Here is a 24,176-nt window from a genome sequence, read left to right on the forward strand (position 1 = left end):
CACAGGCTTACCGGGAACTCGAGGCCGGGGTTGCCAAACCCAGCTCGACCAGCTTGGCCCGGATGGACTGCATATCCGACCAGGCCTCAGCCTTGCGTGAAGTATCCCGCAGTAGTGCGGCGGGATGGTAAGTAGAGGTAATCCAGAACCCTTTGCGCTCCGCCCACTGTCCCCGCGTCCTGGTAATACGCGCCTCGGGGCCGATAATGTGCCGCACCGCCGTCGCACCCAGGCACACAATGATCCGGGGCCGCACTATATCCACCTGGGCTCTTAAAAATGGCAAACATTTTTCGCCCTCCTCCGGGGTGGGCACCCGGTTGCCGGGCGGCCGGCACTTGACAATATTGCAGATGATGGCGTTTTTTTCCCGGCTAAGGTCAATGGCGGCCAGCATCCGGTCCAGCAGCTGCCCGGCCGGGCCGACAAACGGCCGCCCCTGTAAATCCTCCTGTTCCCCGGGGCCCTCACCCACAAACATCACGGGCGCCTCTAAAACTCCCTCCCCGAAAACCACATTGGTACGCCGGGACGCCAGGGGGCAAGCACTGCAGCTCAGACATACTTCCTTTACCCGGTTCCAACGAGTGAGTTTATCATTCACCGTACAACACCTTCATTTACTTCATTTTCCGCAAGTTTCATTTGCCCCGCCAAAGGACGTGCTCTTGGTATCAGTGGTTAGGACAGTGATACACCGCCTGGAAATAGTGTTAACCTAATACAGTTGGTTTGATCAACTATGTTTACCGCTGTAACCAGGGTTTTTTAGAATAAGGTGAGGTGCCAGAGCTTATATTTGCTTATTCGCATAATAAAGTTAGTTTAAGAAACTTTAAGCCTGACCCCTTACGCGATTGCGCAGGTCCACCATGAATTCAGTGAAATCAGCGCTGAAATCATCCGAATCCAGGCAGATGAACTTCATGCCTTTTTTACCGTAAATCGTTTCAAATACATAGTTAGGCTTCATGGTGACCATGAAAGCCTTGCAATTAGCTTGCATGATTTTAAAAAGCTTGCTCCACATGTACCGAATATCAAGGTCCCGAAAACTGTATCCTAAAAATAATACGGTTTTACCCAGCAGATCCGCACGCAATTTGATATCCACAGGGCCTTCCATGTCCAGCCTGTTGTGATAGTCTGTCTCACTAATTACCAGCGTCTCGTCAAGATCCAGGGTGCCGTGAAACTTGACAATCTGGGTCACGTTGTCCGGGGCAGCCAGAATATCGTCCAATGTGGCAATGGGGTAATAGGGTACCCCGTAATACCGGAAGGCCATTTCAATCATTTCATCGAAATTAGTAGTATATATTTTAGGGAAATGCATATCCACCAGGCACTTGTGTGCCTGGGAGGCAGCAATATCAATCTTAATGGAGCGCAGGTTGCGATCAATTATTTTACTGATCCGGTTTTTACTGCCACCATGGCAGATAATATGGTACTCGGCAATTTGCAAAAAGTCCCCGTGCAAAAACAGTATATCCGGATCAATATCCAGATCTTCAGCCACCCTAGCCATCAAAACATCCCATTCCGGCAGTCCCAAATTGCGTGACAGACCGGCCCCCACAAAGGGGATAATTTTCTTTTCACGGATGTCCTGGGCCAGCTCATCCATTAACTTGTCGTAACTTACCATGTCCTCACCGCCTGAAGGGATAAAAACTCCTTAAATTTTTTGGCCGCCTGGCCCCGGGCCGATATTTTCAATTTCTCTTCCAGCGGCATAGCCGCCAGTGATTTGGCCGACCCATCAGGTATGAATAAACATTCCCAGGTATCCGTGGGTCCATCAGGCTCGGTGGCGATGGTACCCTGCATGTCGGCCTCGAAAATATATATGCGGCGGCTGTTGCAATAACCGATAATGGTACGCACCGTGGCCCGCCGGCTGGTTTCACACTGCATCAGCCGCAAAAAACCGGACATACCCAACTGCCCCCACATCTCCGGGGTCATAGCGCCGGGCAAATCATTCCAGGAATCAATGCTTACCCCGGTGTGATCCACAAATAACCGGGCTCTTTTTTCGGCAAAGGCCAACAGCACCTTGCCGCGCACAACCTCCCGCTGGTTATCCCCCTGGGGTTCCCGGACATTTAAACTAACAGGTATAAACTGATGTGGAGCCAGTAACAGTTCATATTCCATAATTTTTTGCCGGTTGCCGGTTACAAATCTCATTGGTTTTATCTTATCCACAAAAATTATTCTCCTTAGTAAAAGAGTAAAACAGTCTCAATAAAACAGTCCGGTTATTTGCACATTAGCGATATATTGCACATTATTGCAAACTAACAACCGCACAAAGATCGCCAAGTAAACCGGGATATAATACTATATTTTTCAACCGGCTAATCTTTACAACTATCTTTATGTGATATCTTCTTTTTCCCGGCGAAAATTCCTTCTCTTGTATCCAAAAGCGACACGCTTTAGCTTGAGGATACGGCTTTACCGGGCTTTACCATCGGTCTTTACCACATTATCCTGGCTATTACAGTCATTTTAACCTTCAAAAAAAACATTAAGCCCGCCGCTGGATGCATTCGCTTCCAGCGGCGGGCTTAATCATACTGCATAACTATCAAGTAGGCATTATTATACATTCAATGTAAAGATATATTATTGATCATGTTTTTCCAGGATAATGCGGTGGTCCACCAGGGCCAGTTCAGCAATTCTCGCCTTAATCTGCTTGCGGCGGCCGAAAATATCCTCCAGCACCAGGCCGTCAGCTTCCGGAATTACTTTGTCCACCATTTCCATAATCACTTCTTCTTTGCCATCCTGACGCAGGTATGCATTTGCTTCACACATATAAATCACCTCCCTGTAAAAGACAAAAGACCACCTCGGTTATACGCAGTTAGCGTCAAACCTCCGTGGCCGTTTTACGCTGCCCGAAGCCTTCCTGGCTCCATTTGTTAAATTATATCCTCACTCAAACGAGCGTGTCAACGCATAATTTGTGGCACGCTATTTAGCCATATGTATACCGCTTATCTGCCCAGCCACCGCCAAAAACCCGAGAACCAGCGGCCCAGCGGTCCGGCGGTACTCAAATCCATTACCGCCGCCTGCTCGTCACCCTCGGGCACAGGTAAGATACCCAGCGGGCTTTGTTTATTGCTATAGGATAGTTCCCCCCGGCAGCGCCGCCCCTTGCGGTTGATATAATCCACCTGCAAGGATTGGTTTCCGATATACAGCATGGCCTCCAGTTCCGCCCGGCTGCGCACCGGCACCCCGTTAACAGCCACCAACAGGTCCCCGGAACGCATGCCGGCCCGCCAGGCCGGCGACTCAGCCAGCACATCCAGTACTACCAGCCCATCGGGATGGGGTACATGCACGGGCTCACCCTGTATTTCCAGCTTGCGCCCGATATAGATCACCAGTTCATGTCCCAGGGGCGAGAACAAAGCAGCCAACACCCCCAGCAGCCAGGACCGGTCGGACAGCACCGCCAATAGAAGCAGCACCAGGCTGTACAGAGCCAGGTAACCTGCGGATATCCAGCCTTTTTGTCGCGGGCTCCGGGCAATGGCCATATCACCGTAGCCCAGCGCCGCCACCACAGGTATCAGAGTATAGACGATATTTTCCGCATCCTCCGCTCCGGGGCTGATCAGCGGCCACCATTCAGGCATATCCACACTGCCCGGTGGAACATCAATACCCGCCATAAACGCTAGTGCCGCAATGGGAATCGGCCAAAATTTTTGCAGTGTAAAACCACCCACCACCCGGCCGGTCCGGTCCCGGAAAAAAGCAGGTACTGCACCAAGATGGCCGCTGAAGAAGATCAGTATGCTCTCCACCATGTGCAGCACGGCTACCAGAGCCAGTACCTGGGTAACGTTGACCTGTGGAAAACCGAACAACAACCTGGATAGGGCCAGTATTCCCCCCGCGTAGGCAAAACAAATAAACCGCGCGTCGATTAACATAAGCAATATAGCCAGGGGCCAGATATACATCAATCCCGAGCCGGTAAGCGTCACCCCAATGAATACCATCAGTATACTACCCAGCATACCGCCCAGCATACCCAGCAGTAAGGCGGTGCCCACCTCGCTCCAGTTGGATTTAAGCGGCATCCCGTAAATACTTTCCCGCACATTATGCATACGCCGGTATTGCAGCCCAATCAGCACCACCACAATCCAAAATATGGGCTCCCGCAGCATCAGCTCCATATTAACGATAATCATGGGCAATATATCGCCAAAGGGGAACATTTAACTCACCTCAAACCAGCCACGGAATAACCCTATGACCTTATACTTTGTATAACCTGCACCGGCTATAACGGCACCCGGCAATCTTTCAACCTTTCAACACCCGGCACCGAACACAACGGCACCCGGTAATCTTTCAACCTTTCAACAACCGGCACCGGTTACAATTGCTGTTTCACCAGTTCAACGGCTTTATCCAGCTGCTCGTCGCCGGGTTGGTCCGGCAGGTCTTCCATCACCACGTCCGGCATGACGCCCTTTTTATGGATATCCTTTTTCTTGGGGGTCAGGTAGCGGGCTGTGGTTAGTTTTAAGCCTGCGTCATTATCCAGTGAGAACACCGTTTGTACAATGCCCTTGCCGAAAGTACGGGTACCCACCAAAACGCCGACTCCGGTGTCCTTCACGGCACCGGCCAGTATTTCAGCGGCGCTGGCACTACCCCCGTTGACCAGCACGGACATGGGCAGGCCCAGGTAGCTGCCGTCTGCTTCTTTTACATCCTCGGCACCCGTCCGGTAATCAATATACACTATCGGCCCTTTGGGAACAAAGTTGTCGGCCACCCGGGTGGCCGCAATAAGCTCACCGCCGGGGTTGTCACGCAAATCCAGAACAATACCCTGCATGCCCTGGTCCTTCAGATTGGCCAGCACTTGCTGCATTTCATCCGGGGTTTTTTCATTAAACTGGCTGACGGCAACATAGCCAATACGGGAATTTGGCAGCATCCGCCCCTCCACGCTGGGAACACTGATTTCTTGCCTGGTAATGTTAAAGTCAATGAACTCGGCATGACCCTCGCGCGCCACACTCAGTTTAATATCACTGCCCACCGGGCCGCGCATCAGGCCAATAGCCGTATCCAAATCAAGCCCCTGGACATCCCGGTCATCAATGCCCATGATTATATCACCGGCCCGCATACCCTCACCGGCGGCGGGTGTGTCTTCATACACCCGCACCACAGTAAGCAATTCGTCATTATTAACTCCCACCAGTATGCCCAGCCCGCCAAAGCTGCCGCTGATCTGCTCCTGCAGGCGTTTAAAAGTCTGCGCATCCAGGTACACAGAATAAGGATCCTGCAGTGACTCCACGATACCACGCATAGCCCCGTCTACCAGGCTGGTGGTCTGCACCGGCTCAATATACTGGGTTCTCACCAGCGAAATTACTTTAATTAAATTGCCGATATGCTGGTAGTTGCTGCCTACAACACTTCCCACAAGTACAAACAATGCAAAAAAAACAACGGCCAGTACTGTCAGCCAGCGGGATATGCCGCCGCTTTTATATTTGTATCCATTCATCTTTAAGCCACCTGCCATTTTCCGGGTAAAATCACATACCATATTATACTACATTAAGGCAGGTTGAATTACAAGAAATAAAAAGGACGGCCTTTTTCCTGCTAATGGAAAGGCCTGTCCTCTAGTAAGTTCACTCGCTTTAATGCAGTCAACTAAAACATTTGACTCAACTGCTTCTGTTTATAAAGATGTCTTTGGGGCCATCTACCTTTCAACTTTCAACTTTCAACACCCGGTACAAATTCTAAACGTAATTTCTCGGATTGACTGTTGAACCGTTGACCCTGATTTCAAAATGCAGGTGCGGCCCTGTGGACATACCGGTGCTGCCCACCCTGGCGATGGCCTGGCCCTTGGATACCACTGCGCCATTGCCCACCAGCTGGGCGGACAAGTGCGCATACAGTGAAACAATGCCACCGCCATGATCGATCATTACCACATTACCGTAACCGCTCATGTAGCTTACATTGATTACCCGCCCGCCCTGGGTGGCCTGCACAGTGGCACCTGACGGGGCCGGAATATCAATGCCGGTATGCAACCGCTGGGTTTTTAAAATAGGGTGTATCCGGTAACCATAGGGTGACGATACAGATGTATGCCCCGGCACCGGCCAGAGGTATGCACCCGTAGCAGCAGGCTGCTGGCCGGCATTTTGTGTGGCTATACGCCGGACAATGTCCTCCTCCTGCCGCTCCAACCGGTCTACTTCAGCCTGGTATTTGGTCAAATCATGCTGGGCCTCGGCCAGCATTTGCTTTTTTTCAGCACTCCTGGAGGCCAGCTCCTGGCGGGCCGCCTCCTGCTGCCGCATTAGTGCAGCGATGTTTTCCTTCTGTTGGGCCAGCGCCTGGCGCATTTTTTCCAGTTCCTGCTTACGATCCTCCACCTCTTTGATCACGCCCACATCTCGGTCAACCACCCGTTTAAGGAGTTCATAGCGATTTAAAAACTCGCCGAAACTGCTGGAGGCCAGCAGCACTTCAATATATTGCACATTACCGTTTATGTACATCCCCCGTACTCGTTTATGCAATTCTTCGGTGCTTTCCTGCAGTTCCAACTCAGCCTGGTCTATTTCCCTCTCATTTTTGGCCAGCTTGGCCGCAGCCACGTCCAGCTGTTCCCGCAAACTGCTTATTTCCTGGTTCTTTTGAACAATTTGCTGGTCCAGCGCAGCCGCCTCACCGGAGTAATCTTTAACTTCCTCTTTCTTTGCATTTTGCTGCTGCTTGGTTTGATTAATTTTTTGCCTGGTCTGCTGCAGCATTTCCTGTAGACTGGCCCCGTACGCCGTACCATATCCCAAAGTCATGGCTGCAGCCAGCGTCAGCGCAGTTATCCTTTTTTTCCACGATTTACCACCCGAACGCACCAGAAGCTCCTCCATTCATCATTTTTTTTAGCTTTTTTAACTTATAATGAACAAATGATCGCCAAACGTTGGCACTAATAGCATTGTGCTAATTACAAAGATGTCATCGCAAATACCATTTCCATGAGGTGGTTATGATTTAGACATTTTAAAATATAAGATAAGTGTTAACGCTATACCCGCAGAAAACGGCGCAGCGATATAGCACTGCCCAACGCGCCAATTACAAAGCCCGCCCCCAGCAGGCCGCCCAGAACCCGGTAGATAGTCACCGGATCGTCAACCAATTGGATAAATGGCAATGAAAACATCACTTTGTTCAGCAGCGACAGGTAACCGAAATTAATCAGCAGCGCAGCTATAAGACCGCCCGTCACCCCAATGATCATGCCTTCCAGCATAAATGGCATGCGTACAAAAATATTGGTGGCCCCCAGCATCTTCATAATGCCGATCTCCCGCCGCCGGGCAAAAACCGACATGCGAATGGTAGTGGAAATAAGCAATACAGCCGCTACCCCCAGCACCAGCAAAGCCAGCGATCCCCAAATGCGCACCCAGTGGGTGAGGGCCAGCAAATTTTCCACCACACCCTGGCCGTAGCGCACCTGCTCAACGCCCTCCAACTTTTTCAGCTGCCGGGCCGCATCGGGCACCAGTTCGGCCTCCCTGGTTTTCACAACATATGAATTGGGCAAGGGGTTGTCGTCCTCCAGCCCGCTGACCAGATAGGCTCTATCGTCCAAGCTTTCTTTTAAATTCTCCAGAGCCTGCTCCTTGGTGACAAAATCCACCCGGGCCACCCCGGGCACAAATTGAATCTCCTCCTTCATTTGATCCAAACGGTCCTGCTCCAGATCGTCCTCCAAAAAAACAGTGATCTCCAAACTGGACTCCACATCGGAAGCAACCTGCCGCACATTAAGCACCAGCAGCAGCGAACTGCCCAAAATAAGCAGTGAAATTACAATGGTACCCACCGAAGCAACGGTCAGCCAACTATTGCGGATTAAAGATGTGGCAGCCTCACGGATATAATACTTAAAGGTGTTAATGATCATGGTTGTATACCCCGCCTTCCTCGTCCCGGACAATAACACCGTTGACGAGCTGCACCACCCTTTTCTTCATATCATCCACAATGTCCCAGGCATGGGTGGCCATTAAAATGGTGGTGCCCCGGCGGTTGATATCCATAAAGAGTTTCATCAAATCCCAGGAGGTATCGGGGTCCAGGTTGCCCGTGGGTTCATCCGCCAGTATTAGCACCGGATTATTGACGATGGCGCGAGCCACGGCGGTACGCTGCTGCTCACCCCCCGAAAGCTGGGCCGGCAGCATCTTGATCTTCTTATCCATGCCCACCATGCGCAGTACCGCCGGCACCACCCGCTTTATCTCCTTGCGAGAGGCACCGGTTATCTCCAGGGCGAAGGCTACATTTTCAAAAACAGTTTTGTTGGGAATAAGCCGAAAGTCTTGAAACACCATACCAATTTTGCGCCGCAGGTAAGGTACTTCCCGGTTCTTCATCCTTACCACGCTGCGGCCATTGACGATAACCTGCCCGCGACTGGGCAGTTCCTCCCGGCAAATCAATTTGGTCAAGGTAGACTTACCTGCCCCGCTGGGACCCACTAAAAAGACAAACTCCCCTTTCTTAATGTGCAAAGTAATGTCGTTGAGGGCTTTTACTTCGTTAGGGTATTTTTTGGATACATTGTATATTTGTATCATACGAGCTCCTCATATTTATTCTGCTTTCATCAGGTTGTCGTTTATAGTCCGATTGATAGTTCTTCATGTTAAGTTAATTCAACAGTTCAGTTAATTCGACAGCTGCAATAATAAATCCTTCACTAGATGGGCATTTCGACGGCAAAACAAGTAAAACCTTCAAGAAAAGGAAAAATAAAATACCCCGAAGGGTATTTTTTGCAGGAGCTTGTTCTGTTTTACATAATTTACCATAATATCGTCGCCGGAGCCTCATTTACCTTTACGCTGCAGCACCTCTTGCACTGCCCGGACCAAATCGGCAGGGGTAAGCCCGTATTTTTCCAACAAATCCTGGAGTTTACCGGATTCACCGAAAGTATCCTGCACGCCTACCCGGCGCATGGGCACCGGATAATTTTCCGCCAGCACCTCGGCCACGGCACCGCCCAGACCGCCAATAATACTATGTTCTTCAGCGGTAACCACCGCGCCCGTCGCCCTGGCCGCTGCCACCACCGCATCCACGTCCAGGGGCTTAATCGTATGCATATCCAGCACCTGCACCTCAATGCCCTGGCCGGCCAGCTGTTCCGCAGCCTCCAGAGCAGCGCTCACCATAATGCCGCAGGCGATAATAACAGCATCATTGCCTTCCCGCAGCGTAACCGCCCGGCCGGGCACAAAGTTAAACTTATTCTCATCATGCAGTACGGGTACTCCGGAACGCCCCAATCTTATGTAAACCGGCCCGTCAATTTCCGCCGCGGCCAACACTGCCGCCCTGGTTTCCACGGCATCGGCGGGCACAAAAACAGTCATATTGGGCAAACAACGCATCAGCGCTATATCCTCCACCGACTGGTGGGAAGCTCCGTCCTCGCCTACGGTAATACCGGCGTGAGTGGCTCCTATTTTAACGTTGAGACGGGGATAAGCAATACTGTTTCTTATTTGATCGTATACCCGCCCGGTGGCAAATACGGCAAATGTACTGGCAAAGGAGACTTTCCCCGCTGCAGCCAGCCCGGCAGCCGTACCCATCATGTTTTGCTCGGCAATACCCATATTAAAAAACCTTTGGGGGGAATTTTTACTAAAGTCATGGGTTTTGGTAGACTTGGATAAATCCGCGTCCAGCACCACAACGTCGGGGTTTTTTTGTCCTAATTCCACCAGTGCCGCACCGTACGCTTCCCGGGTGGCTATTTTCTTGGTCATTCGACAAACCTCCTATTAAACTAGTAAAAAAATCCTATTCGTTAGAGCTCGGCCAGTGCTTTTTCCACCTGCTCAGGTTTGGGTGCCGCACCGTGCCAGCCTACCTCATTCTCCATAAAGGAAACACCCTTGCCCTTTACTGTCCGGGCAATGATTATCCCGGGCTTGTCCCTGGTTTCCCTGGCCCGGGCAATGGCAGCCAGTATTTGCTCCATATCATGCCCGTCTATCTCCTGCACATCCCAGCCAAAGGCACGCCACTTATCGGCTAAAGGCTCGGGCGACATTACCTCGTCGGTGGGGCCGTCGATTTGCAAGCCGTTATAATCCAAAAAGGCGGTCACATTATCCAGTTTATAATGAGCGGCAGCCATGGCAGCTTCCCAGATCTGCCCCTCCTCAATTTCACCGTCTCCCAACAGCACGAACACGCGGTAATCCCTGCCGTCCAGCTTGCCGGCCAGGGCCATGCCATTGGCCGCGGATAATCCCTGCCCCAGTGATCCGGTGGACATTTCCACTCCGGGGACCTTGCGCATATCCGGATGCCCCTGGAGCGGGCTGCCCAGTTTGCGCAGCGTCTGCAAATCCCCTACCGGAAAATAACCCCGCTCGGCAAGGGCGGCGTACAGTACCGGCGCGGCGTGCCCCTTGGATAACACGAAACGGTCCCGCTCCGGCCACCCCGGGTTTTGGGGATCTATGCGCATTACATCAAAATAAAGTGCGGTTACAATATCAGCCGCTGATAATGACCCGCCCGGGTGGCCCGAACCGGCCTCCCCCACCATGGAAATTATGTGACGCCTGATCTGCCGGGCCTGTCCCCGCAGTTGCGCCAGTTTTTCCGCTTGTCCACTCATTTTAAAACCTCCCAATTTATTCTGACCAAATCGAAATTTTTATTCGAACTGATAAACACCGTTTGTTAATACCATCAGCGCAAATATTTAATATAAACTCAAAGTGAAAAACACAGGGTATATACCGGTTGATGCTGGCGTTAGCCCGGGTTAAAAAGCGCTGGGTGGGCGGCAGACCGTTGGTACCGGGTGTTGAAAGGTTGAATGTTATAGTATTGTTTTATTGAAACCTGGCGGTGATTTTGATATTGGGGTGTTGTAGATTAAGTGTTGCTGTTGGTGTTATTGTGTTATTGTGTTATTGATGCTGGTTTGGTGTTTTGCTGGTGTCGTGGATTTTTATTTGCAACTTTCAACCTTTCAACCTTTCAACACCCGGCACCAGTTAGACGGCACCTATTGGACGGCATCAATTAGAAATCTTTCCCACCGCCGTACTCTTTAAAACCCTCCCCAAGCACCTCCCGAACGTCGGCTACTATGATAAATGCCCGGGGGTCGACTTCGTAAACCATTTCCTTGAGCCGGGTGACCTCGGAGCGGTTGACCACGGTTAATATCACCTCCCGGTCGCTGCCGGTATACAGTCCCCGCCCATTAAGAGCGGTGGCACCCCGTCCCAGGTCCGTCAATACCCTATCAGCGATAATACTGGTATGGTCGGAAATTATAAAAAACGCCTTGGCATAGCTGATACCCTCCTGGACCATATCTATCACACGGGTAAAGACGAATATAGAAATCAAAGCATAAAAAGCCAGCTCCCAGGAATGGAAAACCAAACCCGCCGCCACCACAACGATGCCGTCCACCAAAAACAGCAATTGGCCAATATTTATACCCGTATAGGTACGCAGGATAGCCGCAGCCAGATCGGTTCCCCCGGTGGTGCCTCGAAAACGAAAAACGAGACCCAATCCCAGCCCCACCATCACGCCCCCGAACAAGCTGGCCAAAAGAGGATCCCTGGTGGGTACGGGCACGTACAAACTGAACAGGTCCACAAGTACCGCAAGGCTTACCGAACCATATAATGACCGGAGCCCGAAACCCAGACCCAGCCTGTATATTCCCAGGATATACAGCGGCACATCCAGCGCCAGCATGGTAATGCCCACCGGAGTACCGATGATATAGTGCAATATGGTGGCAATACCACTGGTTCCGCCGGCGGCAATCTTGTTGGGCACCAGAAACAGATCCAGTCCCAGGGCGGTAATCGCCACCCCCACTGTTACCCAAAAAAACTTGGTAAATATCTTCCAGGACACTAAAATCTCCCCGCAGTTGGCTACAATATATCCTTAGCTTTTCCCCGCTCTTTTATCATATTCCGTCCGGCCCGGTTATGCTTCAAACCTGCCTTAATATCTCTCAAATTGTACAATTGGTATATATGGCCTGACATGCCGTAACATAACAGTCCATAATATTCTTGTTTATTTTAAGAAAACCCTTTTTTACTGTCGAAAAAAGGAGCGCTATTTGCATAGCAAGGCTCCCCGGGGCTAAAAATAACTTTGAGGTGATGGAGAATGATGAAACCAATGCGCTGTCAAATATGCGGGGAAGTTTACCTGGGGGATACAGTTCCCGACCGGTGCCCTTTCTGCGGGGCCGCCGGCAGGCAAATGGTGCACGCAGCAGAATGGATCGATTATGGCAAGCTAAATCTGGACCAAAACGATATGGAAAAATGCCGAACCGCCCTGGGGTTTGAAATAAGCAACTGGACATTTTACAAGTGCTGTGCAGATAAGTCGGAAAACATATTCAACCAGGCTATATTTAAGCGCCTGGCCAAGCAAGAAATGGAGCACGCCGAAGTGCTGGCCCGCATGATGGGTGAGGAAATGCCCGGGTTCACCCAGGAAAGCTGCCCGGACAATGACAAGGAAAAATTTGAAGAAGCCCACCTGCGGGAACACCGGGCCATTAAATACTACCTGCAATCCGCTGCCCAGGGCCAAGACTCACGGGTACGGGAAATATTCCGTGCCCTTGCCGAAATCGAAACGGAGCACCTCCAAATATCGAACGTATACAAGTAAAGCACCCCTACCTTTTACCGGTGCCGGTTGTTAAAAGATTGTCCGCCGGTGCCGGGTGTTGAAAGTTGAAAGTTGTATCCAGCCACATAATAATAATTCCCGGTGCTGAAACAGCAGCACCGGGAATTACTAGCATTGCAATGACCTGCTCCACTTGCTTGAATATGTTAATTATGCTTTACCGTGCATAAATATTCTTATCGAATAATAGTAACGGAAAATAAAAATAAAACCCGCCTTTACCAGGGCTTACGCCCGGTAACTTGCGGGTTTTAAGTTCTGTCAACAGCAGCTGCATTTACCCGCTGCGGGCTTGCTCCCGCAGGTAGGCAGTAATAAAATCGTCAATTTCACCATCCATCACGGCATCGACATTACCCATCTCCACCCCTGTGCGGTGGTCCTTAACCAGCGAGTAGGGATGGAAAACATAAGAGCGTATCTGGCTGCCCCAGGCGATTTCCTTATTCTCACCACGCATTTGAGCCAGCTCGGCATCCTTCTTTTGCATCTCCAAATCAAATAACTTGGCCTTAAGCAGTTTCATGGCGGTGTTGCGATTGGACAGCTGAGAGCGCTCATTCTGGCACTGTACCACTATACCGGTGGGCAAGTGGGTGATGCGCACCGCCGAATCTGTCTTGTTTACATGCTGCCCGCCGGCCCCCCCGGAGCGATAGGTATCAATTTTGAGGTCCTCGGGGTCAATTTGCACATCAATATCGTCCTGCACCTCGGGGAGTACATCCACCGAGGCAAAAGAGGTGTGCCGCCGCCCCGCAGCGTCGAAAGGAGAAATGCGCACCAGCCGGTGCACCCCTTTCTCGGACCTCAGGTAACCAAAGGCGTTATGGCCCGCCACTGAAAAAGTAACGCTTTTTACACCCGCCTCGTCACCGGGCAGCATATCCATAATATTAACTCTAAAACCGCGGTTTTCCGCCCAGCGGGTAAACATGCGCAGCAGCATGGCCACCCAATCCTGGGCCTCAGTGCCCCCGGCACCGGCGTGCATAGCTACGATAGCATTGCCGGCATCGTACGGCCCGCTGAGCATTACCTGCATCTCCAGGCCGGCCACCCGCCGGTTTAACTGGGCCAAAGCCGCCTCGGCTTCATCCGCCAAACTATCGTCATTCTCCTCTTCTCCCAGGTCAATAAGCACTTCCAGGTCTTCCATAGCTCCGTAAAGCTCGCTAAAGGCGGTAATTCGTTCCTTCAAATTAGTGACGGTCTGCGTCACTTCTTGAGCCCGGGACTGTTCTTCCCAAAACCCTTCCAAGGTCATTTCCTTTTCCAGCTCGGCTATTTTTTGTTCCTTACCGGCTATGTCAAAGAGAAACCCTCAAATCATCAATGCGTTTCTTCAGGGGCTCCAGTTCTCTGCGCAGTTCACTGAACAAATGCTACTCCTCCTTTATTACAAACAACCTTCAACCTTTCAACAAACTTTCAAGCTTTCAAGCTTCAACATCCAACTTGAACTTTAATTTAACCTTTCAACCTTTAGCATTTCAACCTTTAGCATTTCAACTTTAAACTTAAACCCCTTCAACCTTCAACTTTAAACACCCGACACCATTAGTTTCATAATCTTTAACTTTCAACCTTTCAACCTTTCAACACCCGGCACCGGTGCTATTTGCCGCAGCATTTTTTGTATTTTTTGCCGCTGCCGCAGGGGCAGGGGTCGTTGCGGCCGATTTTGGCTTCACGGCGCACTGGTTGCGGTGCAGTATCGTTTTGGTACTTGTTCTCTACGGTTTGGCGTTGCTGCTGCTGGGGCGCCTGCACCAGGCTCACCCGGAACACGTAGCGCACCACGTCGTCTTGAATAGCTTCCACCATATTCTGAAACATCTGGTAGCTTTCAAATTTATATTCAACTAGAGGGTTCTTCTGGCCGTAGGCCCTGAGACCAATACCCTCCCGCAGCTGATCCATGGCGTCCAGGTGATCCATCCACTTTTCGTCCACCATGCGCAGCAGTACAGCCCGCTCCAGCTCCCGCAGCACCTCCGCACCCAACTCGGATTCCCGGGCGTCGTAAGCCGCCAAAGATTTTTCCAGCAGGAGATCTTTTATAGCTTCGCGTCCCATGTCCTCCAGATCCGCCGGCTGCAAATCGTGACCGGGCAGGAAAAGCTGCTCGGCGTGGGTCAATAAACCTTCCAAATCCCACTCCTCCGGGATCACCCCATCCGGCGCATATACCTCCACCGCACGCTGCACCGAGTCGGTAATCATCTGCAGCACCACATCCTTGAGGTTCTCCTCCAGCAGCACCTTCATGCGCTGCTGGTAAATAACCTCCCGCTGCTGGTTCATCACATCGTCATACTCCAGCACATGTTTGCGGATGCCAAAGTTGCGGTTCTCCACCCGTTTCTGGGCGTTTTCAATGGATCTGGTGACCAGGCCGTGCTCAATGGGCACATCTTCCTCTAACCCCAGTTTATCCATTATACCGGCAATATTATCAGAGCCGAACAGCCGCATCAAATCATCTTCCAGAGAACTGAAAAACTGGCTGGAACCCGGGTCTCCCTGGCGTCCCGAACGACCCCGCAGCTGGTTATCTATACGGCGGCTTTCATGCCGCTCCGTACCTATAATATGCAGCCCGCCTGCTTCCACTACCCGGCGGTGCTCATCGGCACACTGCTGCTTATATTTTTCCAGCAGCTGCTGGTACAGTTTCCCGGCAGCTGCGTGATCATCGGGATCATAATCTTTGCGGCTGCGCAGTTCGGCCTGGGCCAAAAACTCGGGATTGCCCCCCAGCACAATGTCAGTACCGCGTCCCGCCATATTGGTGGCAATAGTCACAGCCCCCAGCCGGCCGGCCTGGGCCACAATCTCAGCTTCCTTATCATGATATTTGGCATTAAGCACCTGGTGGGGCACTCCCCTTCGGCGCAGCATATCACTCAATACCTCGGATTTTTCAATTGAGATGGTACCCACCAACACGGGCTGGCCGGTGGCATGCTTCTGGGCAATTTCCTCCACCCCCGCTTGAAACTTGGCTTTTTCATTTTTATACACCACGTCGGACCGGTCTTCGCGGACCATAGGCTTGTTGGTGGGTATCACCACCACATCAAGATTATAAATTTTGCGAAATTCCTCTTGCTCGGTCTCGGCGGTACCCGTCATACCGGCCAGCTTATCATACATGCGGAAATAGTTCTGGAAGGTAATAGTGGCCAGTGTCTGGGACTCCCGCTCGACGCGTACGCCCTCCTTGGCTTCAATGGCCTGATGCAACCCATCGCTGTAGCGACGCCCGAACATCATGCGGCCGGTGAACTCGTCGACGATGATCACCTCACCGTCCTTAACCACGTAGTCCCGGTCCCGCTTCATCAGCGCATGTGCCTTCAGTGCCTGGTTCAGGTGGTGGGTAAGCTGCATATTTACATCATCGTAAAGGTTCTCCACACCCAGCATCTGCTCCACCCGGGTCACGCCCTCCTCGGTGAGCACCACTGTGTGCGCCTTTTCATCAACTGTGTAATCGGTATCCTTCTGCAGTCGCGGCACCAATCGCGCAAAGGTAAAATAGTGGTCCGTGGCCTTATCCGCCTGGCCCGAGATTATCAGAGGGGTGCGAGCCTCATCAATCAGAATGCTGTCCACCTCGTCCACGATGGCGTAATGCAGCGGCCGCTGCACCAACTGCTTCGCCCTTAGCGCCATATTGTCCCTCAGGTAGTCGAAACCAAACTCATTGTTGGTGCCGTAGGTTATGTCACAATTGTAGGAATGCTTGCGCTCATCCCAGCTGAGCCCATGCACAATTAGCCCCACGGACAAACCCAGGAACTTATAGATGCGACCCATCCACTCGCTATCCCGGCGGGCCAGGTAATCGTTTACCGTTACCACGTGCACCCCCTTACCGGTCAGGGCATTTAAGTAAACGGGCAGTGTGGCCACCAGCGTTTTACCTTCACCGGTGCGCATCTCGGCAATTTTACCATTGTGCAGCACTATACCACCCAGCAATTGCACATCAAAATGGCGCATGCCCAGTACCCGTTTGGAGGCCTCTCGCACAACAGCAAAGGTTTCGGGCAGCAAGTCACCCAGCGAAGCCCCCTGCTCCAGCCGTGCCCTAAACTGCAATGTTTGGTTCTGCAGCTGCTCATCTGAAAAAGCACTTATTTCCTGTTCCAATTCATTTATCCGGGTTACGGTTTTTTGCAATCGTTTTATTTCCCTTGAGTTATCATCTAACCAATTACGTATAAATTTTAACATGGTTATCACCTTTCTAAAATAAAAGCAAGGGAACCCTACGGTTCCCGTGAATATGCGCTATATCATTACTATTTTAGCAAATTGGACTTAACCCTGCAACAAGGGAAGTTTCAAACTACAAAAAAGCCGGAGACTAACCAATGGTTTCCAAAAACAACCCCGCCTTCGATCCCCTCCTGCACAAACTCAGGTCGGAGACTTCCCGGCGGGGAGTTAAATATCAAATTATAGCAAAACTTTAAAACTCGGGTTCAATTAGCCCGTACTTACCGTCTTTACGCTTGTACACCACGTTAACCTGCTCGGTTTCGGCATTGGAGAAAACGAAGAAACTGTGACCCAGCAGGTTCATCTGCATTACCGCTTCATCTACAGGCATAGGCTTGATAGCAAAACGCTTGGTTTTGACCACCTGCATTCCATCATCGTCGTCTTGAAAACGGGGCTGCTCGGCATAAGCCTTTTGTTCACTGGCCACCCGGCGGCGATTCAGTTTGCCCTTGTATTTCTCAATTTGCTTTTCCAGCTTATCCACAATCAAGTCAATGGAAGAGTACATGTCACCGGTAGCTTCCTCGCCACGCAGTATCATACCGTTAAACGGCACTGTAACCTCAACCTTGTGCGCATCGCCTTCCACCACTAAAATTACCGTGGCCTCTTTGGCTCCGTCCAGAAACTTATCCAGTTTACCCACCCGTTTTTCGACATAATCCTTCAAGGCATCTGTTACATCAACATTTCTACCCCTTACCAATACTTTCATAACTCCCAACTCCTTTCGAGCGAGTAGTAGTTACTATTATTCCCGAAAATTGTGATAAATCCTGCCAAAGAAATAATAAAATAAGCAAAATTGTCTTTGATTGGCCTGCAATTAAAAGCTGATTAAATGACATCTGCATGCCCGCCAAAGCAACCGGTGACCAAAGTACACCTTCCAAAAAACAGAAAAGCCCCGGCCATAGCCGGGGCCTTGTGTATTATAATTTAACTACATTGGCAGCTTGCGGACCACGGGCGCCCTCAACTATATCGAATTCCACTTCCTGGCCTTCCAGCAGGGTTTTAAAACCATCCTCTTGAATGGCAGAGAAGTGTACGAAAACGTCGCCTCCGTCTTCCCTTTCAATAAAGCCGTAACCCTTGTCCTTGTTAAACCACTTGACCTTACCTAACACTAAAACATTCCTCCTAAAAAATAATCCCGTGGTCATTTAACTCACGTGGAGTTATCGTATCATATCACCCCATACCTGTCAAGACTTGCCACGCGGTGCCTCAGGGCCGGCGTCCCATTCCTGATTTTGATGCCCGCTGATAAGAAACGATTAAGTTAATTAAGTAATTTTAACCCCAAACAAAATTTCCGTTGAATGAGTTATCTATAGCTGTGGTCTAGTTTAAACTTCGAGACAAATGCAGTCTCCCTTCCACTGTCCCCTTATGTCGAATTGTTACTTTGTTGAAACCTGCTTTTATCCCCAAACCTGTGGATAATGTGCATAAGTCTGTTAATAACCTGTGTTGCAAGGGCTAGAAGCTGTGGGTAGATTAAAATAAAAGCGGATGCATGTCGTAATTGCTTATAACAAGGTATGTTATTATGTCACTTTTTTCCGCTTTGTCGCGTTCCAGCAAATGTTAATACCAGCACACTGCGAGCCCCAGCCTGTCGCAATAAGTGGGATATTATGGAAACAGTGCTGCCTGTGGTGAAAACATCATCAATAATGGTTAATATTTTACCTTTTACGGGTTCGGGCTTAGCAACCACAAAGGCTTGCTGCAGGTTTTTTCGCCTTTGCGATGCCGATAGGGAAGTTTGGGAAGGTGTCTCCCTTATTTTGACCAGCACCCGCTCCAGCACGGGCACCTGCAGTAATTCCCCCAAAGCACGGGCCAGCAGCACCGACTGGTTATAGCCCCGCTCGCGCTCCCGCCCCGGGTGCATTGGTACAGGCACCAAAGCATCTGTCCGGGCAAAAGCCCCTTCCCGCAGAGACGCATTAGCCATCAATTCTCCCAACGGCACGGCCAGTGACTTCATACCCCGGTATTTAAGCCGCTGCACCGCTTCCCGCACCGGCCCTTCATAAGGCGCCACAGCACGGGCCAGATCAAAGGGGCGGTTTTCGGCCCGGCAAGCCGGGCACATTAACCAGGAGCTTTGCGATAAAGACGCGCCCAACCGGTTCACGGAACCACAGCTAATTAATTTATCCTCGTATCCCGGCGGTTGTTCCCGGAGCAGCGCTGAATCACCGGGTGTGGGATAGACTAACCCATCCAGATGATATCCCCTCACCCCCAAAAAGCCCCCGCAAAGGCAGCAAACCTGTTCTCCGGCATAGCCATCCAACAGTTGCCTGCAGTCCAGACACAGCGAATTGTCCGGGCTTTGAGCACCGCACAAAGGACACTGCAAACGCGGCGGATAAATCAACTCTATAACAGCTCGCAGCAAATCCCTCCACACCCAGCATCACCATCCATGGGGTCAGGCTTAAACTTTCTTAAACTAACTGTATTATCCGAATAACCAAATGCAAAACATCATGGTACCATCCGCCTGAGAGGTTAACAGTATCCAACCAATCTTCAGCGTACCCCTTTCAGCCGGCCAAGTTTGCTTATCGGTGGCAATTATACGCCCGGTCCCTCACTCTCCAGCCCCTTTATGGCAGTCTTAAGGAGAGCATCCAGGTCGGATGCACCATCCGGAAAAGTGGCTATACCTGTATTAATACTAATCAGGATGCTTTGGTCATAAGCCTCGAAAAGGCTCTCACGCACGATCCTCCGCAGTCTGTCCGCCACATGCTTGGCCTCGGCGGGTCCTGTTTGAGGCAGCAGTATTGCAAATTCGTCCCCCCCGTAGCGGGCTACCAGGTCGCAGTCGCGCACCTGCTCCCTGATCAACCCGGCCACCCCGATCAGCACCGTATCCCCCGCCAGGTGGCCATACCGGTTGTTTACCTGTTTAAAATTATTAATATCCAACATCACCAATGATATCTGCTCATCCGAACGCTGGGCCCACTCCAGCTCGCCCATGGCGCGGTGATAAAAATAACGGTAATTATACAGCCCGGTTAGTTTATCGGTAATAGCCGCCTGGTCCAATTGGCGAGCCAGCTGTACATTGGCAATGGCTACAGCAGCTTGCCCGCCGATAATGGTCAGCACTTGCACATGTTTTTCCTCGAAAAAACCGGCACGCTTGTCCCCCAGTACCAGCAAACCCAACACCTCGGTCTCCGCCATTAAAGGCACCACCACCAGAGAGCGATGCAGCTGGGTCAATCCCGTATCATCTTCCGCAGTACGCTCATCTTCTCTGGTATCATCCACCAGATGGGACTCCCCGCTTTCGGCCACCCGGCCCAGGAACCCCTCACCCCGCTGTACCACAGAGCTCCGGAGCAGGTCGGCTTGAGCCCCCGAGACCGCTTCCACCAGATAACACTGTTTTTCCTCCGACCAAAGGTAAATAACACCGTTGTGAAAGCTGATCACCCGCCTGGTCTCACGCAGCAGTAAATCTAATATTTCCTTTAAGTTCAAACTCCCCCCCAGCCGCCGGGCCACTTCGTACAGCACCCGTAATTCCCGGTTGGCCAGCACCAGGTGCACATAAAATTTCAGCACAAACTGCACCGCCAGCATGGGTATGAATAACAGCAATGTACCGTATATACCAATGTGGTTATATAACAATGCCATTAAAAAGCCCACAGGCACCGCTATAAGATAGGTAATGCCGTCCCAGCGCAGAGCGTCGGGCCACTGCAGCAAAGGATAACCGTCACGCACCGGCAAAGTATAAATATATACAAATAACTGGTTGAGCAAATAATACGCTACTATGAACAACACCAGGGGCCAACCGTTGTCCCAATGCAATCCCCGTTCAGATGCACCGCCCGCCAGCACATATATAAAATTAGCCCCCAGCACTACAGGTACATACTGGGCGGCGTTAAACAGCGTGGTGCGCAGTGGATTGCCGCGGTTGGCCACGCCCTGCCCCAGGACCGTGGCCAGGGCGTTTACCCAGGCTGCGGGCACAGGCCCGTAAATCAGGTAGGTGGATAGTATAACGGCAAACCCTCCGGTCAGCTGCCCTTGAGGGAATACCACGGCCAGCCACTCGGCCAGCACTCCAAAGCTCACCATAATTAATAGTTCCCGTCCCAAATCCAGGTTCAGCAGAGGAAAAGTGTAATAAAGCAACCATACGCCCAGCCCGATAACCAGCCAGGTATATAAAATAAAGGGTAACTTCCTGACTTTGCGCAAACCCGTTTCACCCGCTTCTCATTTTACTCATCATGGTCCCGTCCATTGGTAAAATAAATTCGACAAAAAAAAAGGTTTACCTCTGGTTTACAGGCAAATAATCCCGAGGCAAACAAATTAAGTTATACTTCACCCCTGCATCCCGACTTCAGGCAAGTTAAATCAAATTTCACCAAATCCTCATTGGATAGGCCGCGCAAATCAAGACGGTGCACGGGGCCATGTACAATGCCGGGTCCGGTTGTCCCAGCCAGGCAAGATTTATCCCCTACAAGCCGGTGACACTCCATATTATAGCGCCGGGCCAAGCGCTCCAAAATTACCCCTGTCTCGTCGGCGGAGCCTCCATCCACCAGAGTCACCATCCCCGTGCGACACTGCAAGGCTGTCGCCAGCCGGTGCACGAAGCCCTCCAGGCCGTCGGCTTGATCCTGCACCAGCACCTCCAGCCGGTGCGGCACAGCTTCGCTATTGTTGCCGAGTGCGACCGTGCCGGCTCCCCTGTATGAAAGCATCCGCCACACCCGGTACAGCATCACCAGCAGCCAGCTTATAAACATTGCAGCTGTCACATATACAGCTATCATACACCAGCCCCCCAGCAATCTCTTTATACCACCATATGCAAATTACTCATAAGTGGTTAATGCAGGTGGCTTTGACGCAGGATTAAAGCATTCATACAGCTGGTGGGGCAGGGGCATAACAATACTATGAGCGGTAACTAACAGGTTGTCTCCTTTAACAAATAGTTTTAATTATAATAAGAGAGCATCGCTCACTACTTTATAAATGAAAATAGTTTTTACGACCCTCCCTTATTATTTATTGTACAAAAAAGGGGCTGTTACACTACGAACTATTTAGCTCGTCGTGCAACAGCCCCAGCTGCTACAGACAAAGGCACTGACTAAACCGCCAGGCACACGGGCGCGAACGCCGTCCAATTTTCGAGCTGCTACAGGTTAAAGGCACTGCGCAATATGTCAACTTTATCGGTGTTCTCCCAGGGAAGCACAATATCCCGCCGGCCAAAATGGCCGTAAGCCGCAGTATTTTTGTAAATGGGGCGGCGCAAATCCAGATTTTTTATAATGGCGGCAGGTCGCAGGTCAAATACTTCCTGTACCACCTGAATCAGTTTTTCCTCATCCACCTTGCCGGTGCCGAAGGTCTCCACCATCACCGAAACGGGGCGGGCCACCCCAATAGCATAGGCCACCTGTACCTCGCACTTATCCGCCAAACCGGCGACCACAATGTTTTTAGCTAAATAACGCATGGCATAGCTGGCTGAACGGTCTACTTTAGTAGGATCTTTGCCCGAGAAGGCACCGCCTCCGTGCCTGGCCATGCCGCCATAAGTATCCACAATAATTTTGCGTCCCGTAAGCCCCGCGTCCCCCTGGGGTCCGCCCACCACAAACCGCCCGGTGGGGTTGATCAGGTACCTGGTGGCCGTATCAATCATTTCCCGTGGCACCACGGGCTTGACCACCTTTTCAATAATCTCCTCCCGGATAACGTCCAACCCCACCCGGGGGGAGTGCTGGGTGGAAACTATAATTGTATCCAGCCGCACAGGCCGGCCATCTTCATATTCTACAGTTACCTGAACCTTGCCGTCGGGCCGCAGGTAGGGCAGCTCTCTGGTTTTCCGCACTATGGTCAGGCGGCGGGCCATGCGATGGGCCAGGGAAATGGGCAAAGGCATCATTTCCGGCGTTTCATTGGTGGCGTAACCAAACATCATTCCCTGGTCCCCGGCACCGGTGGCTTCCAGCTTCTCGTCCACATCTTCACTGGAACGGGCCTCCAGGGCCTTGTCCACGCCCATGGCAATATCCGGCGACTGCTCATCAATGGAAGTAAGCACCGCGCAGGTATCGCAATCAAACCCGTACTTAGCCCGGGTATACCCAATCTCCCGCACCGTCTCCCGGGCTACCCGGGGTATGTCCACATAACACTTGGTGGTTATCTCCCCACCCACCAGCACCAGGCCGGTAGTGACAAAGGTTTCACAAGCCACCCGGGCGTAAGGGTCCTGGCCGATAATCTCGTCTAGAATAGCATCAGAAATCTGGTCGGCTATCTTATCGGGGTGACCCTCGGTAACCGACTCGGAAGTAAACAGGCGCTTAGCCAAATAACAGACCTCCTTTGCGGCTGCACCAGATACATGCAGTCCGGTAACATCTTATATCGCCATAACTATAAACCAGAGTACAATATTGTCTGCATTAACTTTTCCCGTTGCGACAAAAACCATGTTTATTCTAGCAGGGGTAGAAATTACTGTCAACAAAGCAGCCGACAAAAACCGGGGATTCCACCGGTTGTGAACAAAATAAAAAACACTGCGGAATAATTAATTACATCAACTCACGCAGGTTCCTGTAGGTCATGTAGGTATAAAACGTAAACCTAACACGTGGACTTGCTGCTATCCTACCTCTAATCCACCTCGACCAATACCGCGTCCACGCCGATTATTTTAATCTTTTCCCAGGGCACCACAATATCTCCACCCGCGCTAAATAACCGTAAATATTTGCGCGGACCCTCCAAAACAATAGCCCGCACCTTCCCCTCGGCCATATCAATCTGCACATCCTTCACCGCACCCAATTTAGTACCATCCTTTATATTAATAATATCCTTGCGGGTAAGTTCAGTAATTTTAAACACCGGGTCCACCTCCCGGATTATACTATGCCGGAAGCCGGTGAGATGTTACTCTATCCGATAAAACCATTGACATATCAGACTCACCCCTTTAAAATCCCTTTCCCCCATTATAAGCTTTC

The 24,176-nt window shown here is 51.1% G+C and carries 24 protein-coding genes; 1 reads left to right on the plus strand and 23 read right to left on the minus strand.

The features are described 5' to 3' along the window. Positions 1-7 precede the first annotated feature (7 nt). From DESGI_RS20540 to DESGI_RS20595, 12 genes are all read right to left on the minus strand, one after another. Positions 8-604 (minus strand): uracil-DNA glycosylase, encoded by a 597-nt coding sequence (locus DESGI_RS20540; protein ID WP_006521378.1) that lies wholly within the window; start codon positions 602-604, stop codon positions 8-10. 231 nt (positions 605-835) lie between these two features. Next, positions 836-1,651, minus strand: coding sequence for an SIR2 family protein (locus DESGI_RS20545; protein ID WP_006521377.1), 816 nt, complete (start codon positions 1,649-1,651; stop codon positions 836-838). After that, the gene (locus DESGI_RS20550; protein WP_006521376.1) at positions 1,645-2,214 is read right to left on the minus strand and encodes a non-canonical purine NTP pyrophosphatase; all 570 of its coding nucleotides are present in this window, start codon (positions 2,212-2,214) and stop codon (positions 1,645-1,647) included. Before DESGI_RS20550 ends, DESGI_RS20545 begins: the two co-directional genes overlap by 7 nt. Before the next feature lie 423 nt (positions 2,215-2,637). Next, positions 2,638-2,832, minus strand: a complete 195-nt coding sequence (locus DESGI_RS20555) for a CooT family nickel-binding protein (RefSeq protein ID WP_006521375.1) — start codon at positions 2,830-2,832, stop codon at positions 2,638-2,640. Between the two features lie 182 nt (positions 2,833-3,014). Next, positions 3,015-4,256: a PDZ domain-containing protein gene (locus tag DESGI_RS20560; protein ID WP_006521374.1), complete on the minus strand. Its 1,242-nt coding sequence runs from the start codon at positions 4,254-4,256 to the stop codon at positions 3,015-3,017. Positions 4,257-4,417: 161 nt separating this feature from the next. Beyond that, positions 4,418-5,569: a S41 family peptidase gene (locus DESGI_RS20565; protein WP_006521373.1), complete on the minus strand. Its 1,152-nt coding sequence runs from the start codon at positions 5,567-5,569 to the stop codon at positions 4,418-4,420. Between the two features lie 244 nt (positions 5,570-5,813). Further along, positions 5,814-6,947 carry a murein hydrolase activator EnvC family protein gene (locus DESGI_RS20570; protein ID WP_006521372.1) on the minus strand — a complete coding sequence of 378 codons (1,134 nt, stop codon included), beginning with the start codon at positions 6,945-6,947 and terminating at the stop codon, positions 5,814-5,816. A gap of 173 nt (positions 6,948-7,120) precedes the next feature. Then, a complete protein-coding gene (gene ftsX / locus DESGI_RS20575) occupies positions 7,121-8,008 on the minus strand; it encodes a permease-like cell division protein FtsX (RefSeq protein WP_006521371.1) in 888 nt (295 codons plus the stop codon). Then, complete coding sequence (ftsE, locus tag DESGI_RS20580; protein WP_006521370.1) at positions 7,998-8,684, minus strand: cell division ATP-binding protein FtsE; 687 nt, start codon at positions 8,682-8,684, stop codon at positions 7,998-8,000. The genes ftsX and ftsE overlap by 11 nt, the downstream gene beginning before the upstream one ends. Positions 8,685-8,936: 252 nt before the next feature. Next, on the minus strand, positions 8,937-9,884 hold the full coding sequence (locus DESGI_RS20585; RefSeq protein ID WP_006521369.1) for a transketolase family protein: 948 nt from the start codon (positions 9,882-9,884) through the stop codon (positions 8,937-8,939). A 41-nt stretch (positions 9,885-9,925) separates the two neighbouring features. Further along, positions 9,926-10,747, minus strand: coding sequence for a transketolase (locus tag DESGI_RS20590; protein ID WP_006521368.1), 822 nt, complete (start codon positions 10,745-10,747; stop codon positions 9,926-9,928). A 413-nt stretch (positions 10,748-11,160) separates the two neighbouring features. After that, on the minus strand, positions 11,161-12,018 hold the full coding sequence (locus tag DESGI_RS20595) for a YitT family protein (protein WP_006521367.1): 858 nt from the start codon (positions 12,016-12,018) through the stop codon (positions 11,161-11,163). Between the two features lie 264 nt (positions 12,019-12,282). Between DESGI_RS20595 and DESGI_RS20600 the strand changes: the two genes are divergently transcribed. Then, positions 12,283-12,798, plus strand: a complete 516-nt coding sequence (locus DESGI_RS20600; RefSeq protein ID WP_006521366.1) for a ferritin family protein — start codon at positions 12,283-12,285, stop codon at positions 12,796-12,798. Between the two features lie 7 nt (positions 12,799-12,805). On the opposite strand, the gene DESGI_RS26255 is transcribed toward DESGI_RS20600, so the two are convergent. The 11 genes from DESGI_RS26255 to DESGI_RS20645 all read right to left on the minus strand — a co-directional run bounded on the left by DESGI_RS26255 (position 12,806) and on the right by DESGI_RS20645 (position 24,057). Continuing rightward, entirely contained in the window at positions 12,806-12,934 is a 129-nt protein-coding gene (locus DESGI_RS26255; protein ID WP_006521365.1) for a hypothetical protein, read from the minus strand. Positions 12,935-13,096: 162 nt separating this feature from the next. After that, positions 13,097-14,201 (minus strand): peptide chain release factor 2 gene (gene prfB, locus DESGI_RS20605; protein WP_015618020.1). Its coding sequence is split into 2 segments (ribosomal slippage): positions 13,097-14,143 and positions 14,145-14,201, totalling 1,104 coding nucleotides; the frame shifts between segments, so codons are not numbered across the junction. Between the two features lie 235 nt (positions 14,202-14,436). Further along, positions 14,437-17,064 (minus strand): preprotein translocase subunit SecA, encoded by a 2,628-nt coding sequence (gene secA, locus DESGI_RS20610; RefSeq protein WP_006521363.1) that lies wholly within the window; start codon positions 17,062-17,064, stop codon positions 14,437-14,439. A gap of 238 nt (positions 17,065-17,302) precedes the next feature. Continuing rightward, a complete protein-coding gene (gene hpf, locus DESGI_RS20615; protein WP_006521362.1) occupies positions 17,303-17,830 on the minus strand; it encodes a ribosome hibernation-promoting factor, HPF/YfiA family in 528 nt (175 codons plus the stop codon). Then, positions 17,808-18,008, minus strand: a complete 201-nt coding sequence (locus DESGI_RS25120) for a hypothetical protein (protein WP_162141535.1) — start codon at positions 18,006-18,008, stop codon at positions 17,808-17,810. The genes hpf and DESGI_RS25120 overlap by 23 nt, the downstream gene beginning before the upstream one ends. A 39-nt stretch (positions 18,009-18,047) precedes the next feature. Further along, positions 18,048-18,245 (minus strand): cold shock domain-containing protein, encoded by a 198-nt coding sequence (locus DESGI_RS20620; RefSeq protein ID WP_006521361.1) that lies wholly within the window; start codon positions 18,243-18,245, stop codon positions 18,048-18,050. Between the two features lie 428 nt (positions 18,246-18,673). Continuing rightward, positions 18,674-19,531, minus strand: coding sequence for a ComFC family protein (locus DESGI_RS20625; RefSeq protein WP_006521360.1), 858 nt, complete (start codon positions 19,529-19,531; stop codon positions 18,674-18,676). A 179-nt stretch (positions 19,532-19,710) separates the two neighbouring features. Then, positions 19,711-21,366, minus strand: a complete 1,656-nt coding sequence (locus DESGI_RS20630) for a GGDEF domain-containing protein (RefSeq protein WP_006521359.1) — start codon at positions 21,364-21,366, stop codon at positions 19,711-19,713. Positions 21,367-21,488: 122 nt separating this feature from the next. Beyond that, positions 21,489-21,953: a hypothetical protein gene (locus tag DESGI_RS20635; protein ID WP_006521358.1), complete on the minus strand. Its 465-nt coding sequence runs from the start codon at positions 21,951-21,953 to the stop codon at positions 21,489-21,491. 371 nt (positions 21,954-22,324) lie between these two features. Beyond that, entirely contained in the window at positions 22,325-23,515 is a 1,191-nt protein-coding gene (gene metK / locus DESGI_RS20640; protein WP_006521357.1) for a methionine adenosyltransferase, read from the minus strand. Positions 23,516-23,823: 308 nt separating this feature from the next. After that, on the minus strand, positions 23,824-24,057 hold the full coding sequence (locus DESGI_RS20645; RefSeq protein ID WP_006521356.1) for a YlmC/YmxH family sporulation protein: 234 nt from the start codon (positions 24,055-24,057) through the stop codon (positions 23,824-23,826). Positions 24,058-24,176: the final 119 nt, after the last annotated feature.

It is taken from the genome of Desulfoscipio gibsoniae DSM 7213 (genome assembly GCF_000233715.2).
Taxonomy (GTDB): Bacteria; Bacillota; Desulfotomaculia; order Desulfotomaculales; family Desulfallaceae; genus Sporotomaculum; species Sporotomaculum gibsoniae.